Here is a 15,539-nt window from a genome sequence, read left to right as displayed (position 1 = left end):
CGGGTGGTCCTCAGCGGAAACCCGGAATGCCCGATCGGGCATTCCGGCGCTCGTTCTCGCGATTCGGCCAACGCGTTCGGGACGTCCTGTTACCTTCGGATCTCGCTGGCAGGTGGATCATCGGCGCGGGTCGAGGCCGATGCGACGGGCGCTCATCGACGGGGAACGAAGTGCGCCGATGAGCGCTCGGCTCGACCAGGTTCCGACTTTCGGCCGCATTTGAGCCCATTCGCCGGACGGGAGCGCCAGGCAGCACCGGATTGCTTCGGTGCCGCAACGGAAATCGCACCTGTCGCCCTGCGCCTCGCTGCACCACCGGGGCTCACGACTCGATGACCGAGGAGGAGAACAAGGTGACCGAAATCGATCACGGCCAGTCCGCTCAGTGGCTCCCGATCGACCAAGAGAACAACACCCGGCTGGGCCGGGACATCATCTTCGACTATCTCAAGACCGCGGGTGTCGACCGGCTCTACGGGGTGCCGGGGACCAACGAGATTCCGCTCATCGACGGGACCGACGTTCCGGAGAACCGCGTCGAGTACGTGCCCTGCCTGCACGAGAACATCGCGCTCGGCGCGGCGATGGGGTACGCGCGGCACCGGCGGACCGAGGCAGGTGAGGTGGTGCCCGGTGTGGTCGGGTTGCACGTCACGCCGGGGGTCGGGCACGCGCTCGGGAACCTGTTCAACGCGTTCCGGTCGAACGTGCCGCTGCTGGTGCTGTGCGGGCAGCAGCACAGCAACCTGCTCATCCAGGAGCCGCTGTTGGGCTCGGACCTGGTCCAGGTGGCCCGGCAGTACACCAAGTGGGCTTACGAGATCCGCGGGCCCCACGAGATCGGGATGGCCGTGCAGCGCGCGCTGAAGACGGCGCTGGCACCGCCGATGGGGCCGGTCTTCCTGTCCATTCCGTGGCAGTTCCTGCTGGAGCAGGGCGCCGATCCGCAGCGGGGCCGGTTCACCCGGATCGCGGGGGAGTTCCACGCGCAGCCCTCCGAGCTGGACAAGGCCGCCGATCTGCTGGCCCGGTCTCGGCACCCGGTCATCGTCGCCGGGGACGGCGTGGGCGAAGCGGGGGCGTGGCGCGAGCTGCAGGACCTGGCGACGGCCATCGGGGCGCCGGTGTACAACGAGCAGCTCAGCAGCTACCTCAACTACCCCCACCACCTCGCTCATGCCCGTGGCGAGCTGCCGAGCGCGCAGCAGCAGGTCAGGCAGGTGCTGGGGAGCAAGGACTCGGACACGGTGCGGGACACCGCGTTCCTGTGCGGGTTCAACGCGCAGGCGCAGCTGGTGATCTACAACTGGGACGACGGCCCGTTGATCCCGGCGCACCTGACCCAGGTCTACCTGCACAACGATCCGTGGCAGATCGGCAAGAACCACTACGGCGCGGCGGCGGCCTTGGGCGACATCAAGGACGCCTTGCCGAAGATCACCGCTGCCGTCAAGACCCATCCCGCCTACGACGAGGCGCACGTGGACGGCCTGAACGCGGAGCTGGCGCAGGAGGATCGTGCGCTCGCGGAAGAGTTCCGGGAGCGCGCGCAGGAGGTCCCGGGCCAGGGGATCGCTCCCGCGATGCTGGTGGACGTGCTGAACGCGGCGCTGCGCGAGCACTCGGTCCGGCTGATCAACGAAGCCTGCTCGGACACCGCTGATTTCCAGCAGGGACTGGCCTTCGACACCCCGAGCAGCTACATGTCCTCGGAAGGCGGCTCGCTGGGGTACTCGATGCCCGCCAGCCTCGGTGTCGCTGACGCGGTGCTGCGGCCCGGTGCGGCGGCGGAGGGCAAGCGGCCCCTCGTGGTCAATGCGGTGGGGGACGGGTCGGCCCTGTTCTACCTGAACACGTGGTGGACCGCGGTCAAGCGCCGGCTCCCGGTGCTGTACCTGATCACGAACAACAAGCAGTACAAGACGCTGCGGGTCGGCCTGGACGTGATGCGGAAGTCCTACGACTGGGATCCCAGCGGTGCGGCCGAGTACCTGGAGCTCGACGGGAATCCGCAGCTGTCGTTCGTTGACCTGGCGGCGGGATTCGGCGTCGGCGGGTGCTTGGTCGACTCCGCGGACGACCTGGAGCGGGCGCTGGCCGAGGCGGTTCGGGTGGTCGACGGGGGCGAGCCCTACGTCGTGGAGGTCCTCACCGACCCGGCTCTGCCGGACATGGCGGAAGTCGACCTCAACGCGGACGGTCGGCTCAGCACCTCGCGGGGCAACAGCGCCATCTGGAACTTCGGGCCTGCCTGACGAGGTCAGCGCAGCTCGGTGCAGGGGGTGGCGTCGGGCGCATCCGCTGCACCGGGCTCGACCCGGACGTCGGAGAACGTGATGTCCATGCGCCGCTGGGAGTAGACCAGGAACGGCGTGTTGACCTGCTTCGGGTCGAGGCCTGCGGAGGTGAAGCAGGACAGCGGGATCTTCATCGTGGTCGGCTGAGCCACCGGCAGGTCGCCGAACAGGTCGGTGGCGGGGAGTTCGGCGCCGCACGGGTGGTGGCAGTGCATCGCGATCTTCGTGTAGCCGTCGGTCGGTGCCACGTGCGGCACGACGTCGAAGACCACGGCGCCTCCGTGCTCCGCGTACGCGGAGAGGTCGACCGCGCTCTCGGGGTTGGCTGTTTGCAGGTAGAACTGCGCCGGATCCTCATCGGTCCAGGTCACGCGCAGGCCGTCGGCGTCCGGCTCGGCGGTGATGTGCGGTGGTTGTTCGGTGCCGCCCGGTTCGACGGCGGTGCCGTTCCAGCCGTCCGAGTCGGAGCCCACGTATCCGGTGAACGGTGCGACGGGGGCGCCGTCGTAGAGGGGGAGCGGCTCGCTCGGCGCGCCGGAGCCCGCGGTGGCGAACAGCGCCACGGCGGCTCCGACGACGAGCACGGCCGCTGCGGAGATGGCCGGTACGAGCCACTTCCGGCGCTGCGGTCGTGCGGGGGTCTTGATGACGACCGTGGGTTCGGCCGACGCCGACGCTGAAGCTGGTGCCGGTTCCGCCGGGGCCGGTGGTGGCGGTGGCGCCGCGGGCCGGGGGCGCGCGGAGACGAGGGCGGCGCCGAGCGCGACGGTGAACTTGGGGTGCAGCGTCGCCCGCACGGGCTTGTTGAACTCCGCGGCCACCGTTTGTGCGACCAGCGGGACGCGGGACGAGCCCCCGGCCAGCAGCACCGCGGAGAGGTCCTCGACGCGCAGCCCGGCGGAGGCGGTGGTGCGGTGCATCGCCTCGATGGTCAACCGGACCGAGGGCTTGATCATCTCGTTGAACTCCAGGCGCGTGATGGTGACCTCGCGCGGCCCGGAGGGCAGCGGGACCGACAACCGCACGTCCGGCTCGGTGGAGAGGTCCTCCTTGGCGCGCACGCACATCGCCTGGATCGCCGCGAGCGCGACCGCCGCCTGCGGATCGGCCGCGTCCAATTCGCTGACGGCGCCGTCGAGCCGCTCGTCGATGTGGGCCGTGAGCACCTCGTCGAAGTCGATGCCGCCCAAGTGCTCGATGCCTTCGGGCGTGCCGAGGATCTCCATCCGGCCGCCGCGCATCCGCAGGATCGTGGTGTCGAAGGTGCCGCCGCCGAGGTCGTAGACGGCCACCACCTCGCCGTCGCCGAGCCTGCGCTCGCTGGAGTAGTGCGTGGCCGCGGCCTCCGGCTCGGTGAGCAGGCGGAAATCGTCCACGACCGCCAGCCGGGGAACTTCGGTGAAGTGCTCGCGCCGGTACGGCCCCCAGATCGCCGGGTGGGTCAGCACGACCGAGTCGGGACGGCCGCCGACGAGGGTGCTCACGGTGGCGAGCACGTCGCGCAGCTGCGCGGCCATCAGCGCGGCGGGGGAGTAGCCGGACCCGCCGAGCACCAGCGAGGTCGGATCGCCGAGGCGGCGTTTGAAGTTGCGCGCGACCAGCTTCGGGTCGGACACGGCGTGCAGCGCCTTCTCCCCGGTCAGCAGGCTGCCGCCCGGGGCGGGGTAGGCGACCGACGGGACGGTTATCGAGGGCGACATCTGCACCATGCGGGTGCCGTTCGGGCCGCTGATGGCGGCCGAGGTGAAGGAGGTTCCGAGATCGATGCCAACGCTGTACCGCACTATGCGTGCCCCTTGACGTCAGTGAGGACAACCACCGTGTGCGATCGATGGTAGGTGGAGCACGACACGGACAGTGATCAATCCCGCAGGACTGCACTGCACTCTGCCCTTTCGGGCGGTGCGGTAGCGGAATCGCGGGCGGGCGCGTGGTCGTTCGGCGGAACCGGCCCGGCCGATCGGCGGTCACCCGCATCAGGGACGGGACGCGGGTGACCGCCGGGGCGCCGTGCTCAGTAGGTGATGTCGGGGAAGTCGCTCCGGGCGGTGGCGAACTGCTCGTCCCACTCGGTGGGCCAGCCGAACGCGCCGGCGGCGAGCTCCTTGAGGTCCTTGCCGGCGGCGCCGCTCATGAAGTGCACGAACTCGCCCCAGTTCAGGTCGCGCTCGAAGTCGTCGCCGGAGGCGGGGAAGTGCCGGCCGAGCAGGTCGAAGTAGCGCACCATGACCTGCGCGCCGCCGTGGTCGCGCCACAGCGGGTGGAACCAGTCGCGGTACCAGTGGGTCTGCTCGCGGGGGAAATCGTCGGTGTGGTCGTCGGCCATCATCCGGTCGTGGAAGTCCGCGGCCTCGGCCTCCATCCCGAGTCCTTTGTAGACGTCGTAGATGTAGAACTCCATCCACTTGCTGTCGCCCCAGAGGGAGAACGCGGGGGAGCCGTGCTTGCCGGACGCGATGAGCTCGACGACGTGGCCGGTCTCGTGCGTGACGATCTCGTACTGCGGAGTGGTCCAGTCGCTGCCGCCGACGTCGCTGACGTTGCGGAAGTCGTGCGACTCGTCGTAGACGGTGGAGGGGTGACCGCCGCTGTGCTTGCCCTCGTGGTGGATCGAGTAGAGGCGGTCGGCGGTCATCTTGTTGCCGTCGTTGCCGTAGGTCCGCTGCGCGTACTGCCACATCGAGGTCATGAACGGCAGCAGCCATTCGCTCGCGGCCGGGTCGACGTCCTGGTCGAAGTAGAGCGCGACGGTGTCGTTGTGCCCGGCCAGCCGCAGGTCCTCGGCGTGCTCGAACCAGTGCTCCTTCCAGGTCTCCGGTGGCGCGTCGAGCCTCGGCGCGGGGGCGGCGGAACTCGTCGCGGCTCCGGCCCAGGCCGGAACGACGATCGCGGACGTGAGCGTCGTGGCCAGGAAGGTTCTTCTCCGCACGGTGGCACCTCGGTGTCGGGCCGGTGCGCCCGGTGCGCACGGCAAGATCGACATCGTGTCGGCGCGCGGACCCGGAGGTGCGCGGTTGGCGAGAACTCGCCGGTCCGCTCGGGGAGACCGGCGCAACCGCCGCAGCCTCGCGGCGCAACAGGTGGAGTGCTCGCCGCCCGTCTTTGATCTTGATCTGCGTAGGTGTCCGGGTAGCGGAACCTCAGCGGCTTCCTCGCTGACAAGACAACGACCAACGACGTCGCTCACCTGGGCAGACAAGATCAAAGACAGGCGGTCAGCGGCTCCGCCACTGACAGGACAACGATCAGAACAGCATTCTGAAGATCCCTCAGTCCCAGGTCACCGGGAGTGAGTGCACGCCGTAGATGATCATTCCGGTGCGCAGGCCGATGTCGGCCGGGGACGCGTCCAGTCTTAGGCCGGGCAGGCGTGCGAGCAGTTCGGCCAGGCCGATGCGCAGTTCGACGCGGGCGAGCTGCTGTCCGAGGCACTGGTGGACGCCGTGGCCGAAGGCCAGGTGGTGGTTGCGCACCCGGGTCAGGTCGAGCTCGGCCGGGTCGGGCCACTGGCCGGTGTCCCGGTTGGCTTCGGGCAGCGAGATCATGACGGTGTCCCCGGCCGGGATGGTGACGTCGCCGAGCACGAGGTCCTCGACGGCGACCCGCACCGGGCCGGTGTGGATGACCGACAGGTAGCGAAGCAGCTCCTCCACCGCGGTGTCGATCAGGCCGGGATCCGCGCGCAGCGCGGCGAGCTGCTCCGGGTGTTCGAGCAGCGCGTAGGTGCCGAGGGCGAGCATGTTCGCGGTGGTCTCGTGCCCGGCGCCGAGCAGCATCGTGGAGAGGTCTACGAGCTCCTCGTCGGTCAGCGCCGGGTCGGCGTCGCCGTGCACCAGCCCGGAGATCAGGTCGTCGGCGGGGTGGGTGCGCTTGTCGGCGACCAGCCCGCGCATGAACTCGTAGAGCCCGGCCTGCGCGTGCAGCCGTTCCTCGTCGCTCGCGTCGAGGTTCACCGCGACCGCGGAGCGTTCCTGGAACTCGGCCCGGTCCTCGTAGGCGACGCCGAGCAGTTCGCAGATCACCAGCGACGGCAACGGCAACGCGAACGCGGACACCAGGTCGGCCCTCGGCCCGGCGGCCCGCATCGCCTCGATGTGCTCGACGGTGATCTCCCGGACCCTGGCCTCCAGGGCGCGCATCCGCCGCACCGTGAACTGCCCGACCAGCAAGCGGCGCAACCGCGTCTGCTCGGGCGGGTCCATGAAGATGAACAGGCCGTCGGTGCGCTGCTGCTCGGTCGCGGGGCACCCGCCGCGGCCCGCCGCCGCGGCGGCCCGCTGCTCGACCACCTGGTTCGGCGTCAGCTGCATCGCGTTGGGGTGCCGGTGGGTGTCCGCGCTGAAGCGCTCGTCGGTGAGCACGGCGCGGGATTCGGCGAAGCCGGTGACCATCCAGATGCGCGCCCCGTTGAGCAGTTCCACCGGGGAGACCGCCGCCCGCTCGTGCAGGCGGTCCAGTCCTGGTGGCGGGGAGAAGGGGTCGTCGCCGCGCATCAGCAGTTCCGGTGGTAGCGGCCGCTGGATCAACCGGTCGGAGTCGGTGGCGGGGGACCGGTCGCTGGTCGTGCTCATCGAGATCCCTTCGTCGTGCGGCGGCGGGTCCGCGCGCCGTCCGCGCGCGCTCAGGTGCCCGTCGCTAGATCGTCCTCTGTCCGTCGGGCGAGCACGATCGAAGCACGCACCACCGACATCGCGGGCGAATTCAGCCCGAATGCGCGGGTTCCGGCAGCGATGGCACCCGTTCGGGCTCCGGCGGCGGTCCCGGCGGGGTGCCGTCGCCGAAGGGACGTCCGCCGAGCTGTTCGCGGCCGTGCGGGGTGAGCCAGCCGGAGGGGTCCGGGCCCTTCGGGACGATCCCTGTCGGGTTCACCTCCGCGTGCACGCCGTAGTAGTGCTGCTTGATCTGCTCGAAGTCGATGGTGTCGCCGAAACCGGGCGTCTGGAACAGATCCCGGGCGTAGGCCCAGAGCACGGGCATCGCGGCGAGCGTGGACCGGTTGCACTTGAAGTGCCCGTGGTAGGCCGCGTCGAAGCGGGCGAGGGTGACCCACAGCCGGACGTCGGCCTCGGTGATCGTGTCGCCGACCAGGTACCGCTGCCCGGAGAGCCGCTCGGACAGCGCGTCGAGGCGCGCGAACAGGGCGTCGTAGGCCTTGTCGTAGGCGTACTGCGCCTTCGCGAACCCGCACTTGTAGACGCCGTTGTTGACGTCGTGGAACACCTGGTCGGAGATCGCGGCGATCTCGTCGCGGCGGCCGGCGGGGAACAGGTCCGGGGCGCCGGGGCGGTGGTGGGCCGTCCACTGCGTGGCGAAGTCGAATTCGAGGTCCTGGTAGGAGTTGGTGACGACCTTGCCGCTGGAGATCTCGACGACCGCGGGCACCGTCACGCCCTTGTCGTAGCCGGGGATCGCGTTCTCGTAGGCCTCGCGCAGCCATTCGATGCCCAGCACCGGGTCGACGCCGCCGGGGTCGTTGTGGAAGCGCCAGCTGCGCTCGTCGTGCAGCGGCCCCGCGATCCCCAGCGACAGCACCGGTTCCAGGCCGAGCAGGCGGCGGACGATGACGACCCGGTTCGCCCACGGGCACGCCCGCGCGGCGATGAGGCGGTACCGGTGCGGTTCGACGGGCCACGGCGAGGACCCGTCGGCGGTGATCCGTTCCTGCACGCCGAGCGGTTCGCGGACGAACTCGTCGGTCGAGGACTGCGCGGCTCCCATGGTGATCAGGGCTCCCTTGCGGCGTCGGTGATCCGGAGGTTCCGCTCGGCGGCGTCGGCCCGCACCGGGAACGCCGCCGCTACCGGGCGTGATGGTACGTCGTCGAGGCCGTGCGGCGGGGCTCGTCGGAGGCGTTTCCCGTCGGCGATCGGGCGGATTCGCGCGGTCAGCCGCCGAGCACGTCGACGAGCACGGCGGCCTGGCTGATGTCCGGGTGCTTGGTCCCGGTCAGCAGGGTGACGCGCCGTTTCGCGGCGAGCGCGCGCAGGTGCTCGAGCGCTTCGGCCCGTTCCGGTTCGTCGAGTTCCGCGCGGTAGCGGCGGCTGAACTCGTCGAACTTGTCCGGGTCGTGGCCGAACCACTTGCGCAGCTCCGACGAGGGCGAGACGTCCTTGCACCACTCGCTGAGCCGGGCCTCGTCCTTGCTCACCCCGCGCGGCCACACGCGGTCGACGAGCACCCGCTCGCCGTCCTGCTCGCCCGGTTCGTCGTAGACGCGGCGCACTCTGACGTCCTTGTTCGCCATGGTGGCTCCTCTCAGGGTGGGTCGGTCACGGCGTGCCGACGAGGCCGGTGAGCGGCACCGCAGGGTCGGCCAGCGCCGCCGGATCGACCTGGTCGCCGGACCGGACCAGCTGCTGGACGGCCTCGTTGACGTCCCAGACGTTGACGTTCATCCCGGCCAGGACGCGGCCCTGCGACAGCCAGAACGCGATGAACTCGCGGGTGCCGAGATCGCCGCGGACGACGACCTCGTCGTAGCCGTCGGGCTCGATGTGGCCCGCGTACTCCATGCCCAGGTCGTACTGGTCGGTGAAGAAGTAGGGCACCCGGTCGTAGGAGGCGAGCGGATCACCGAGCATGCCGCGGGCTGCGGTGGCGGGCTGGTCGAGCGCGTTGGCCCAGTGCTCGACCCGGATGTGGGCGCCCAGCAGCGGGTGGAAGGCGCGGGCCACGTCTCCGGCGGCGTGCACGTCGGGGTCGGAGGTGCGCAGCGCGGAGTCGACGACGACGCCGTCGGACACCTCCAATCCCGCGGCGGTGGCGAGTTCGGTGCGCGGCGCCGCGCCGATGCCCACGATCACCGCGTCGCACCCGATGCGCGCACCGTCGGTCAGGTGCACCTCGGTGGCCCGCCCGTCCTGCTGGACGATCCGTTCGACGCCGGTGCCCAGGCGCAGGTCGACCTCGTGCTCGCGGTGCAGCTCGGCGAACACCGGCGCGATCCGGGTGCCGAGCACACGCAGCAGCGGCAGCTCGGCGGTCTCCACCACGGTCACGGCCGTGTCGGCGGCGCGGGCCGCGGCGGCCACTTCCAGGCCGATCCAGCCCGCGCCGATGACGACCACCCGCGCGCCGGATCGGAGGGCGTCCCGGATGCGGTCGCTGTCGTGCACGCTTCGCAGGCGCAGCACGTTGGCGGCGTCCGCGCCGGGCACCGGCAGCCGGCGCGGCGCGGAGCCGGTGGCCAGCAGCAGCTTCTCGTAGCCGACGCGCTCACCGCTGCCGAGCACGACTTCGCGGCGTTCCCGGTCGATGCCCGTGGCAGCGAGGTTCGAACGCAGGTCCACGCCGTGCTCGGCGTACCACTCCGGGCGGTGCACGAAGATCGTTTCTCGATCCGCCTTGCCCTGCAGGTATTCCTTGGACAGCGGCGGGCGTTCGTAAGGGCGGTCGGGTTCGTCGCCGATGAGCGTGATCCCGCGGTCGAAGCCCTCGTGGCGGAGTGCTTCGGCGGCCTTGGCGCCGGCGAGCCCGGCACCGATGATCACGAAACCCGGATGTGCCATGGCGCTCCCGTCGGCGTTCCCGCGTCGCTGTTCGCCCCGCGTCCGGCGAGTCGCGCACGACGCCCGCGCCGGACCGGACCGTCCTGCTGGGCTCGGCTTTCCCGTTCCGCCACTCCCTGAAACGGTCCGTTCGTCCGGCCCCCTTCCTGATCGGTTTCACCGGAACAGACGTCGTGAGCCGCACCGGAGCGGGAACCGCGCCCGATACTCTCGTCGCCGGTGCGGGAAGTCGGCCCGGCCGCGGCGAACCACCGCAGGAACCGGGCCGCCGATCGCCGAACCCACCACGTGCCGCTCATCCAGGAGGTCGACAGCAGTGACGACGATCGATGCGGACGCGGTGGAATCGATGCACCAGCTCCGCACCGGCTGGCGAACTCTGGTCCTCGACGCGGATCCGCGGGCCGACGTGCGCGACCTGCCGGGCGTGTCGGTGCGCTGGGCGGAATCCCGGTTCGTGTTCTGGAACTGCCTGACGCTGACCGAGATCGGCATCGAGCCGGACCTGCTCGCCGATCGCCTCGACTCGGCCGCCGCGATCATGCGGGAGAAGTCGCGGCCCGGATTCCTGTGGGTGTTCGAAGACCTGCTGGCTCCGCCCGCGCGCGAGGCCCTGCCCGGCGCGGCCGCACGCGCTGGCCTGGAACTCGCGTTCTCCGGTACGGGCATGGCGGGCGACATCCTGCCCCTGCCCGAACCGCGGCACCCGGAGTTGACCTTCGTGCGGGTCCGCACCGAGGAGCACGTGGCGGCCTACGCCGACCTGAACTCGCGCGCCTACGGCTTCGCGATCGAGGACGGGCGCGACGGGCTGGTGGGGTCGGAGCTCTGGCGCACCGGGATCCACGCCTACCTCGGTCTCCGGCACGGGGTCCCGGTGACCGCGGCGGCCGCGCTGGAATGCGACGGGCGGTTGTTCGTCGTGCTCGTGGCGACCGCACCCGAATGGGAGCGGCAGGGCTTCGGCGAGGCCGTGACGCGCAAGGCGCTCCACGAGGGGGCGCTCGCCACCGGGCTCACCCGCGCGACGCTGCACGCCACCGCCGCGGGCGCGCCCGTGTACCCGCGCATCGGCTTCGCGGCGAACTCGCCGATCCGCTTCTACGCGACCACGACGTCCTAGCCGCGCGCGAGCGGATCATTCCGATCGCAGCCGTGCCCTGTTGCGCAGGACGTCGGCGGTGCGCGCGCACCAGTCGCGGTTCTCGGACTCGAACACCCGGCCCCGCAGGCACGTCAGGTACGGGCCGATTCCGGTGCCGCGAGCGAGGAATTCGTCCTCGTCGAGGTCGCCGCGCATCGTGGCCAGGAGTCCGTCGAACAGGTCGAGTTTGGCGCGCGAGGCCTCCGCGCGTTCGTCGAGCCTGCTGATCAGCTCGGCCGGGTCGACCGAGTCGGCGGCGGCGACCTTGACCAGGAGGTCGTCGCGGATGAACGAGGGCTTCGACGGGGTGGCGGCGAACCGCTCCAGCTCCGCCGAACCCGCCTCGGTGACGGTGAACAGCCGCTTGTTCGGCCGGGCCTCCTGGACGACCTCGCGGCCCGCGACCAGCCCTTCCCGCTCCAGCTTCGCGAGCTCGGCGTAGAGCTGCTGGGGCAGTGCGTGCCAGAAGTTGGCCATGCCGACGTCGAACGCCTTGGCCAGCTGGTAGCCGCTGCGCTCGCCGTCCAGCAACGCCGCGAGCACCGCATGTCGCAGAGCCATCCGCACTCCTCCCTGGTCGAACGCGCCCGCTCGACACTATAGTCAACTTTCTGACTAATCACATCGTTGACCAAGGAGTTCGAGTGGACACCATCGAGCGCTTCCGCGCCGCAGTGGAGCACCGCGACGCCGACGCACTGGAGCCGCTGTTCGCCGTCGCACCGCGGTTCTTCAGCCCCGTCAAGTTCCGGCCCTTCGAAGGCCGCGAGCTGGTGCTCGGCGTGTTCGGCGTCCTGCTGCGCCGCGTGTTCGAGGACTTCCGGTACGTCGGCACCCTCAGCGGCGAAGCGGAGACCGACGCCGACGAGCACGCCGACTCGCACGTGCTGATCTTCCGGGCCACCGTCGGCGGCAGGCAGATCCACGGCATCGACCTGATCCAGCTCGACGAGGACGGCCTCATCTCGGAGTTCACCGTCATGGTCCGTCCGTTGAGCGCCGTCACGACGCTCGGCGAAGCCGTGCACGCGGGTCTCGTCGCCGAAGGCCTCGTTCCCGCCGACGCCTGAGCAGCGCCGCCGGGCGCACACTGCCGGGGTGAACTTCGTCAACGCCCTGCCCGTCGCCGGGCGCGTTCCGGGTGGCGGGGAGTCCGCCTGCCACCGGCCTGGCCGGGCGGCGAGGCGGGGCTGGGACTGCGCGGGCTACGAGGAGCGGCTGCCCGCGCCGGTGCCGCTGCGCGTCCTCCCGTCCAGCCGCGTCACGCTCGCGCTCGGCTTCGGCGACCCGATCACGCTGACCAGCGGTGGGGCGGTGGCCGGATACCGCTCGATGGTGCTGGGGCTCCGGGACGGAGCCGACGAGCTCACCCTCGGCGGCAGGCAGCGCGGGCTGGTGCTGCGCTGCGATCCCGTGCTGGGCCACGCGGTGCTCGGCGTGCCGCTGCGCCTGCTCGACGGTGCCGCGCCCTGCTTGGAGGCGGTCCTCGGCGCGGAGGCGGCCCGGCTCGGTGACCGGCTCGCCGACGCGCCGGACTGGAACGCGCGGTTCGCCGTCCTCGACGACACCGTCGCCGCTCTGCTGGCCAGGGGACCGCGCGCGGACCCCCAGGTGGTGTGGGCGTGGCGGCGGTTGCGCGCGGGAGCGGGCGACGTGCGCGTCGCGGCGCTGGCCGCGCGGCTCGGCTGGAGCAGGCGGCACCTGGTCCGGCGGTTCCACCACCAGCTCGGCATCACGCCCAAGGCCGCCGCCCGAGTCCTGCGCTTCGAGCGCGCCGCGCGACTGCTCGCGCAGGATTCCCGCGGCTTGGCCCAGGTGGCGGCCGACGCCGGGTACGCCGACCAGGCCCACCTCAGCCGCGAGGTCCGCGCGCTGACCCGGTGGACTCCCTCCCAACTGCGCGGCTTCACGTCCGCGGCCGCCGGTGTCCCGTTCGTTCAAGCCGGGGCGGGCCCGGCTCAGTAGGTTCCCGCGCATGACCACGGAGCGGACCCGCACCCCGCAGGAGACACGATCGCCGGTGGTGTTCTTCGCGCTGGCCGCCGCGCTGTTCCTGCCCTTCCCGGTGCTGGCGCACTTCGTGCACGTGCCCGGACTGCCGAAGAACGCCCCGGTGACGGACTTCGTCGCGGCGTTCGTCCCGGCGGTGGCGGCGCTGATCCTCACCTACCGGGCCGAGGGCGCGGCCGGGGCGCGGGCCCTGCTGCGGCGCGTCGTCGACCACCGCCGGATCACCGGCAAGGCCTGGTACCTGCCGGTGCTGCTGCTGCCGGTGGTGTGCCTGATACTGACCTGGGCCCCGACCGTCCTAATAGGACTGGATTTCCAGCCGCAGCCGGAACTGGCGCTCAGCACGGCGCTCCTGTTCGCGGCGGTGTTCCTCGCCGCCGCTGCCGGTGAGGAGCTCGGGTGGTCGGGGTACGCGCTCGAACCCCTGCGGCGGCGGTGGGGCGCGCTGGGCGGCGGCCTCGTGCTCGGCGTCGTCTGGTGGGCCTTCCACATCCCGTCGATCCTGCAGAGCGGGCAGGGGCCGGTGCTGTTCGTGCTCGGGTTCTTCGGCACCGTCGGGATGCGGGTGCTGTGGACGTGGCTGTTCGCCAACAACGGCGGCAGCGTGTGCGCGATCATCGTCGTGCACGCCGTGACGAACATGTGCAGCTCCTACGTGCCGAGCATCCCGACCTCCGCGAACGCGCCGGTGGTGGTGCTGTTCGCGGTGCTCGTCGTGGTGTTGTGGGGGCCGGGGACGCTGGCGCGGTTCCGGTTCGCCGCCGGGGAGCGCAGGTGACGTGCCGCTGCTGCGCGGAACCCGGTCACGCGACCTCCTCGGAGACCCTTTCGGGAGCGCACGCGCAGTCCGGTGCGTGCTCCACCGGGCGGTCGCCGCAGCGGCGGAGCCGTCGGCTGATGGCCTTCGCCGTGGCCCGCGCCTCCAGCCCGGCGAAGCGCAGGTGTCCGCTCGGATGGTTGGTGAACCCGACGAAGTGCAGGTTCGGCGTCCCCGGCGCGGTGCGCGCCCCGCGCGCGAGGGGCGCTCCGCGCGAGGTCAGCACGTCGGGCCCCACCAGCCGTTCCAGGCCGCAGCGGTACCCGGTGGCGGCCACGACGTCGTCGGGACGGATTCGGGTCCCGTCGGCCAGCACTACCTGGCCCTGATCGAACTCGGCCACGGCCGCGACCGGTCGCACCCGCTCCCGCCGGACCGCGGCGACGACACCGCGATCGTGCACCGGGCTGACCTCGTCGCGCCGGGCGCGGGTGTAGAGGCCCTCGCGGGCGCGCGGCAGCCCGTGCGCGGTCAGGTTCGGCAGGAAGCTCCGCTCGAACGCCGTCGTCAGCAGGTCGGCGACCGAAGTGGGCAGTGCGCCGACCGCGATCCCCAGCCGCTGCAGGCGATCCGAGGAGGCGGGCACGATGTTCGGCGGCGTGCGCACCGCCCACCAGACGCGGGCGGCTCCGCGGCGGGTCAACGCGACCGCGATCTCCGCTCCGCTGTTGCCTGCTCCGACGACGAGCACCGACCGGCCTTCGTAGGGTTCGGGAGCGCGGTAGTCGGCCGAGTGGATCACCGACCCGGCGAACGTGTCCTGGCCCGGCCACGTCGGCAGGTGCGGGGTGCGGTTGAGCCCGGTCGCCACCACCACGGTGCCCGCCGTCGCGGTGGTGCTGCCGGTGCACAGCCGCCACGCGTCCACGACCCCGTCCCGCTCGACGGGGCGGATCCGGTCGACCGGAGTGCTCAGGCGGACGTCGAGGTCGTGGTGGCGCGCGTAGTCCTCCAGGTAGCGCACCATGTCATCGCGGGCGACCCACCGGCCGAAGCCGCGCGGGATCCGCATGCCGGGCAGCGCAGAGAGACCTCGCACGGTGTGCAGCCGCAGGTGGTCGTAGTGCCCGCGCCAGCTCGCCGCTACGTGCCCGGAGCTCTCGAAGACGGTCGCGGCCACGCCGCGGCGGCCGAGTTCGGCGGCGACGGCCAGCCCGCTGGGGCCGGCCCCGATGATCGCGACGGGGATGTCCCGGCGGTCGGCGCGGTCGGCGCAGGCCGGGGCGGCGGCACTTCGCACGTGGTTCTCCTAGGTCGGGGACGTCTCCCCACTACCTCGACCGCGAGCGGCCCCGGCTGTCGAGAGCGGTGATCGATTCACCCGCACGACCCACCGGGTAGGTGAAAGATCAGTACGAGCGGCGAGACCTCCTTGACGGCGGCGCATTCCTTCTGTGAAGCGGAATCGGGATCGCCGCCGAACTTCGCGTGCGAATCGAGCGCCCTCGCTCGTCTCCGTCCTTCGCGCTGTCGGTGAAACGACTGTTCCGAATGGACTGATCGCGTTCGGGATCGGCCTCGGCGACTTCTCGCGGGGCTGCGTGAAAAGGGCGCGCGGTGACTCCGCGCGCTCGCACGAGCACTCCCAGGAGAAGGCGAAGGCCTTGTGACCCGATCGACAGCGATCTCTTTCCCGAGCGGCGAAATCCCCGTCTAGGATCATCCGGAACACGTGACGGACGAGGGAATCCGATGAGAATTCGGAGCGGTCGCGCCACTGTGACCGGAGACCTGAACGGATCTCCGGCAGCCAGCCCCCTCCC

At 71.3% G+C, this 15,539-nt stretch carries 13 protein-coding genes and 1 riboswitch; of the genes, 5 read left to right on the top strand and 8 right to left on the bottom strand.

The genetic code is table 11. From position 1 onward, the window contains the following. Positions 1-353: 353 nt before the first annotated feature. On the top strand, positions 354-2,255 hold the full coding sequence (locus tag BJ969_RS15180; protein WP_184479572.1) for a thiamine pyrophosphate-binding protein: 1,902 nt from the start codon (positions 354-356) through the stop codon (positions 2,253-2,255). A gap of 5 nt (positions 2,256-2,260) precedes the next feature. Here the strand turns inward: BJ969_RS15180 and BJ969_RS15175 are convergent, their stop codons facing one another. From BJ969_RS15175 to BJ969_RS15150, 6 genes are all read right to left on the bottom strand, one after another. After that, entirely contained in the window at positions 2,261-4,081 is a 1,821-nt protein-coding gene (locus tag BJ969_RS15175; RefSeq protein ID WP_343071420.1) for an Hsp70 family protein, read from the bottom strand. Between the two features lie 230 nt (positions 4,082-4,311). Continuing rightward, positions 4,312-5,226: a hypothetical protein gene (locus BJ969_RS15170; RefSeq protein ID WP_184479571.1), complete on the bottom strand. Its 915-nt coding sequence runs from the start codon at positions 5,224-5,226 to the stop codon at positions 4,312-4,314. 340 nt (positions 5,227-5,566) lie between these two features. Continuing rightward, complete coding sequence (locus tag BJ969_RS15165) at positions 5,567-6,868, bottom strand: cytochrome P450 (RefSeq protein WP_221315829.1); 1,302 nt, start codon at positions 6,866-6,868, stop codon at positions 5,567-5,569. 130 nt (positions 6,869-6,998) lie between these two features. Further along, on the bottom strand, positions 6,999-8,015 hold the full coding sequence (locus BJ969_RS15160) for a glutathione S-transferase family protein (protein ID WP_184479570.1): 1,017 nt from the start codon (positions 8,013-8,015) through the stop codon (positions 6,999-7,001). Positions 8,016-8,181: 166 nt separating this feature from the next. Next, complete coding sequence (locus tag BJ969_RS15155; protein ID WP_184479569.1) at positions 8,182-8,541, bottom strand: DUF488 domain-containing protein; 360 nt, start codon at positions 8,539-8,541, stop codon at positions 8,182-8,184. Positions 8,542-8,566: 25 nt separating this feature from the next. After that, a complete protein-coding gene (locus BJ969_RS15150; RefSeq protein ID WP_184479568.1) occupies positions 8,567-9,805 on the bottom strand; it encodes an NAD(P)/FAD-dependent oxidoreductase in 1,239 nt (412 codons plus the stop codon). A 316-nt stretch (positions 9,806-10,121) separates the two neighbouring features. Here BJ969_RS15150 and BJ969_RS15145 point away from each other — a divergent pair, with 316 nt between their 5' ends. After that, the gene (locus BJ969_RS15145; protein ID WP_221315828.1) at positions 10,122-10,928 is read left to right on the top strand and encodes a GNAT family N-acetyltransferase; all 807 of its coding nucleotides are present in this window, start codon (positions 10,122-10,124) and stop codon (positions 10,926-10,928) included. Positions 10,929-10,943: 15 nt separating this feature from the next. Here the strand turns inward: BJ969_RS15145 and BJ969_RS15140 are convergent, their stop codons facing one another. Then, entirely contained in the window at positions 10,944-11,510 is a 567-nt protein-coding gene (locus BJ969_RS15140) for a PadR family transcriptional regulator (protein ID WP_184479567.1), read from the bottom strand. Positions 11,511-11,593: 83 nt separating this feature from the next. Between BJ969_RS15140 and BJ969_RS15135 the strand changes: the two genes are divergently transcribed. Genes BJ969_RS15135 through BJ969_RS15125 form a run of 3 tightly spaced genes read left to right on the top strand, consistent with a single transcriptional unit; the run spans position 11,594 to position 13,737 of the window. Then, on the top strand, positions 11,594-12,019 hold the full coding sequence (locus tag BJ969_RS15135) for a nuclear transport factor 2 family protein (protein WP_184479566.1): 426 nt from the start codon (positions 11,594-11,596) through the stop codon (positions 12,017-12,019). Positions 12,020-12,047: 28 nt separating this feature from the next. Further along, complete coding sequence (locus BJ969_RS15130; protein WP_184479565.1) at positions 12,048-12,914, top strand: helix-turn-helix domain-containing protein; 867 nt, start codon at positions 12,048-12,050, stop codon at positions 12,912-12,914. 10 nt (positions 12,915-12,924) lie between these two features. Next, complete coding sequence (locus tag BJ969_RS15125; RefSeq protein ID WP_184479564.1) at positions 12,925-13,737, top strand: CPBP family glutamic-type intramembrane protease; 813 nt, start codon at positions 12,925-12,927, stop codon at positions 13,735-13,737. Positions 13,738-13,762: 25 nt separating this feature from the next. On the opposite strand, the gene BJ969_RS15120 is transcribed toward BJ969_RS15125, so the two are convergent. After that, on the bottom strand, positions 13,763-15,016 hold the full coding sequence (locus BJ969_RS15120) for an NAD(P)-binding domain-containing protein (RefSeq protein ID WP_184479563.1): 1,254 nt from the start codon (positions 15,014-15,016) through the stop codon (positions 13,763-13,765). 404 nt (positions 15,017-15,420) lie between these two features. Continuing rightward, a riboswitch (cobalamin riboswitch) is annotated at positions 15,421-15,530 on the top strand. Positions 15,531-15,539: the final 9 nt, after the last annotated feature.

Origin of the sequence: Saccharopolyspora gloriosae, from assembly GCF_014203325.1 — a bacterium.
In the GTDB taxonomy this organism is placed as follows: domain Bacteria; phylum Actinomycetota; class Actinomycetes; order Mycobacteriales; family Pseudonocardiaceae; genus Saccharopolyspora_C; species Saccharopolyspora_C gloriosae.
This window is presented reverse-complemented; position numbering and strand designations above follow the sequence as displayed.

What these genes read in the sequence shown, in the direction of transcription:
- BJ969_RS15165 (WP_221315829.1), bottom strand. Translation starts at nt 6,868, where the DNA reads ATGAGCACGACCAGCGACCGGTCCCCCGCCACCGACTCCGACCGGTTG.
- BJ969_RS15160 (WP_184479570.1), bottom strand. Translation starts at nt 8,015, where the DNA reads ATGGGAGCCGCGCAGTCCTCGACCGACGAGTTCGTCCGCGAACCGCTC.
- BJ969_RS15125 (WP_184479564.1), top strand. Translation starts at nt 12,925, where the DNA reads ATGACCACGGAGCGGACCCGCACCCCGCAGGAGACACGATCGCCGGTG.
- BJ969_RS15155 (WP_184479569.1), bottom strand. Translation starts at nt 8,541, where the DNA reads ATGGCGAACAAGGACGTCAGAGTGCGCCGCGTCTACGACGAACCGGGC.
- BJ969_RS15140 (WP_184479567.1), bottom strand. Translation starts at nt 11,510, where the DNA reads ATGGCTCTGCGACATGCGGTGCTCGCGGCGTTGCTGGACGGCGAGCGC.
- BJ969_RS15150 (WP_184479568.1), bottom strand. Translation starts at nt 9,805, where the DNA reads ATGGCACATCCGGGTTTCGTGATCATCGGTGCCGGGCTCGCCGGCGCC.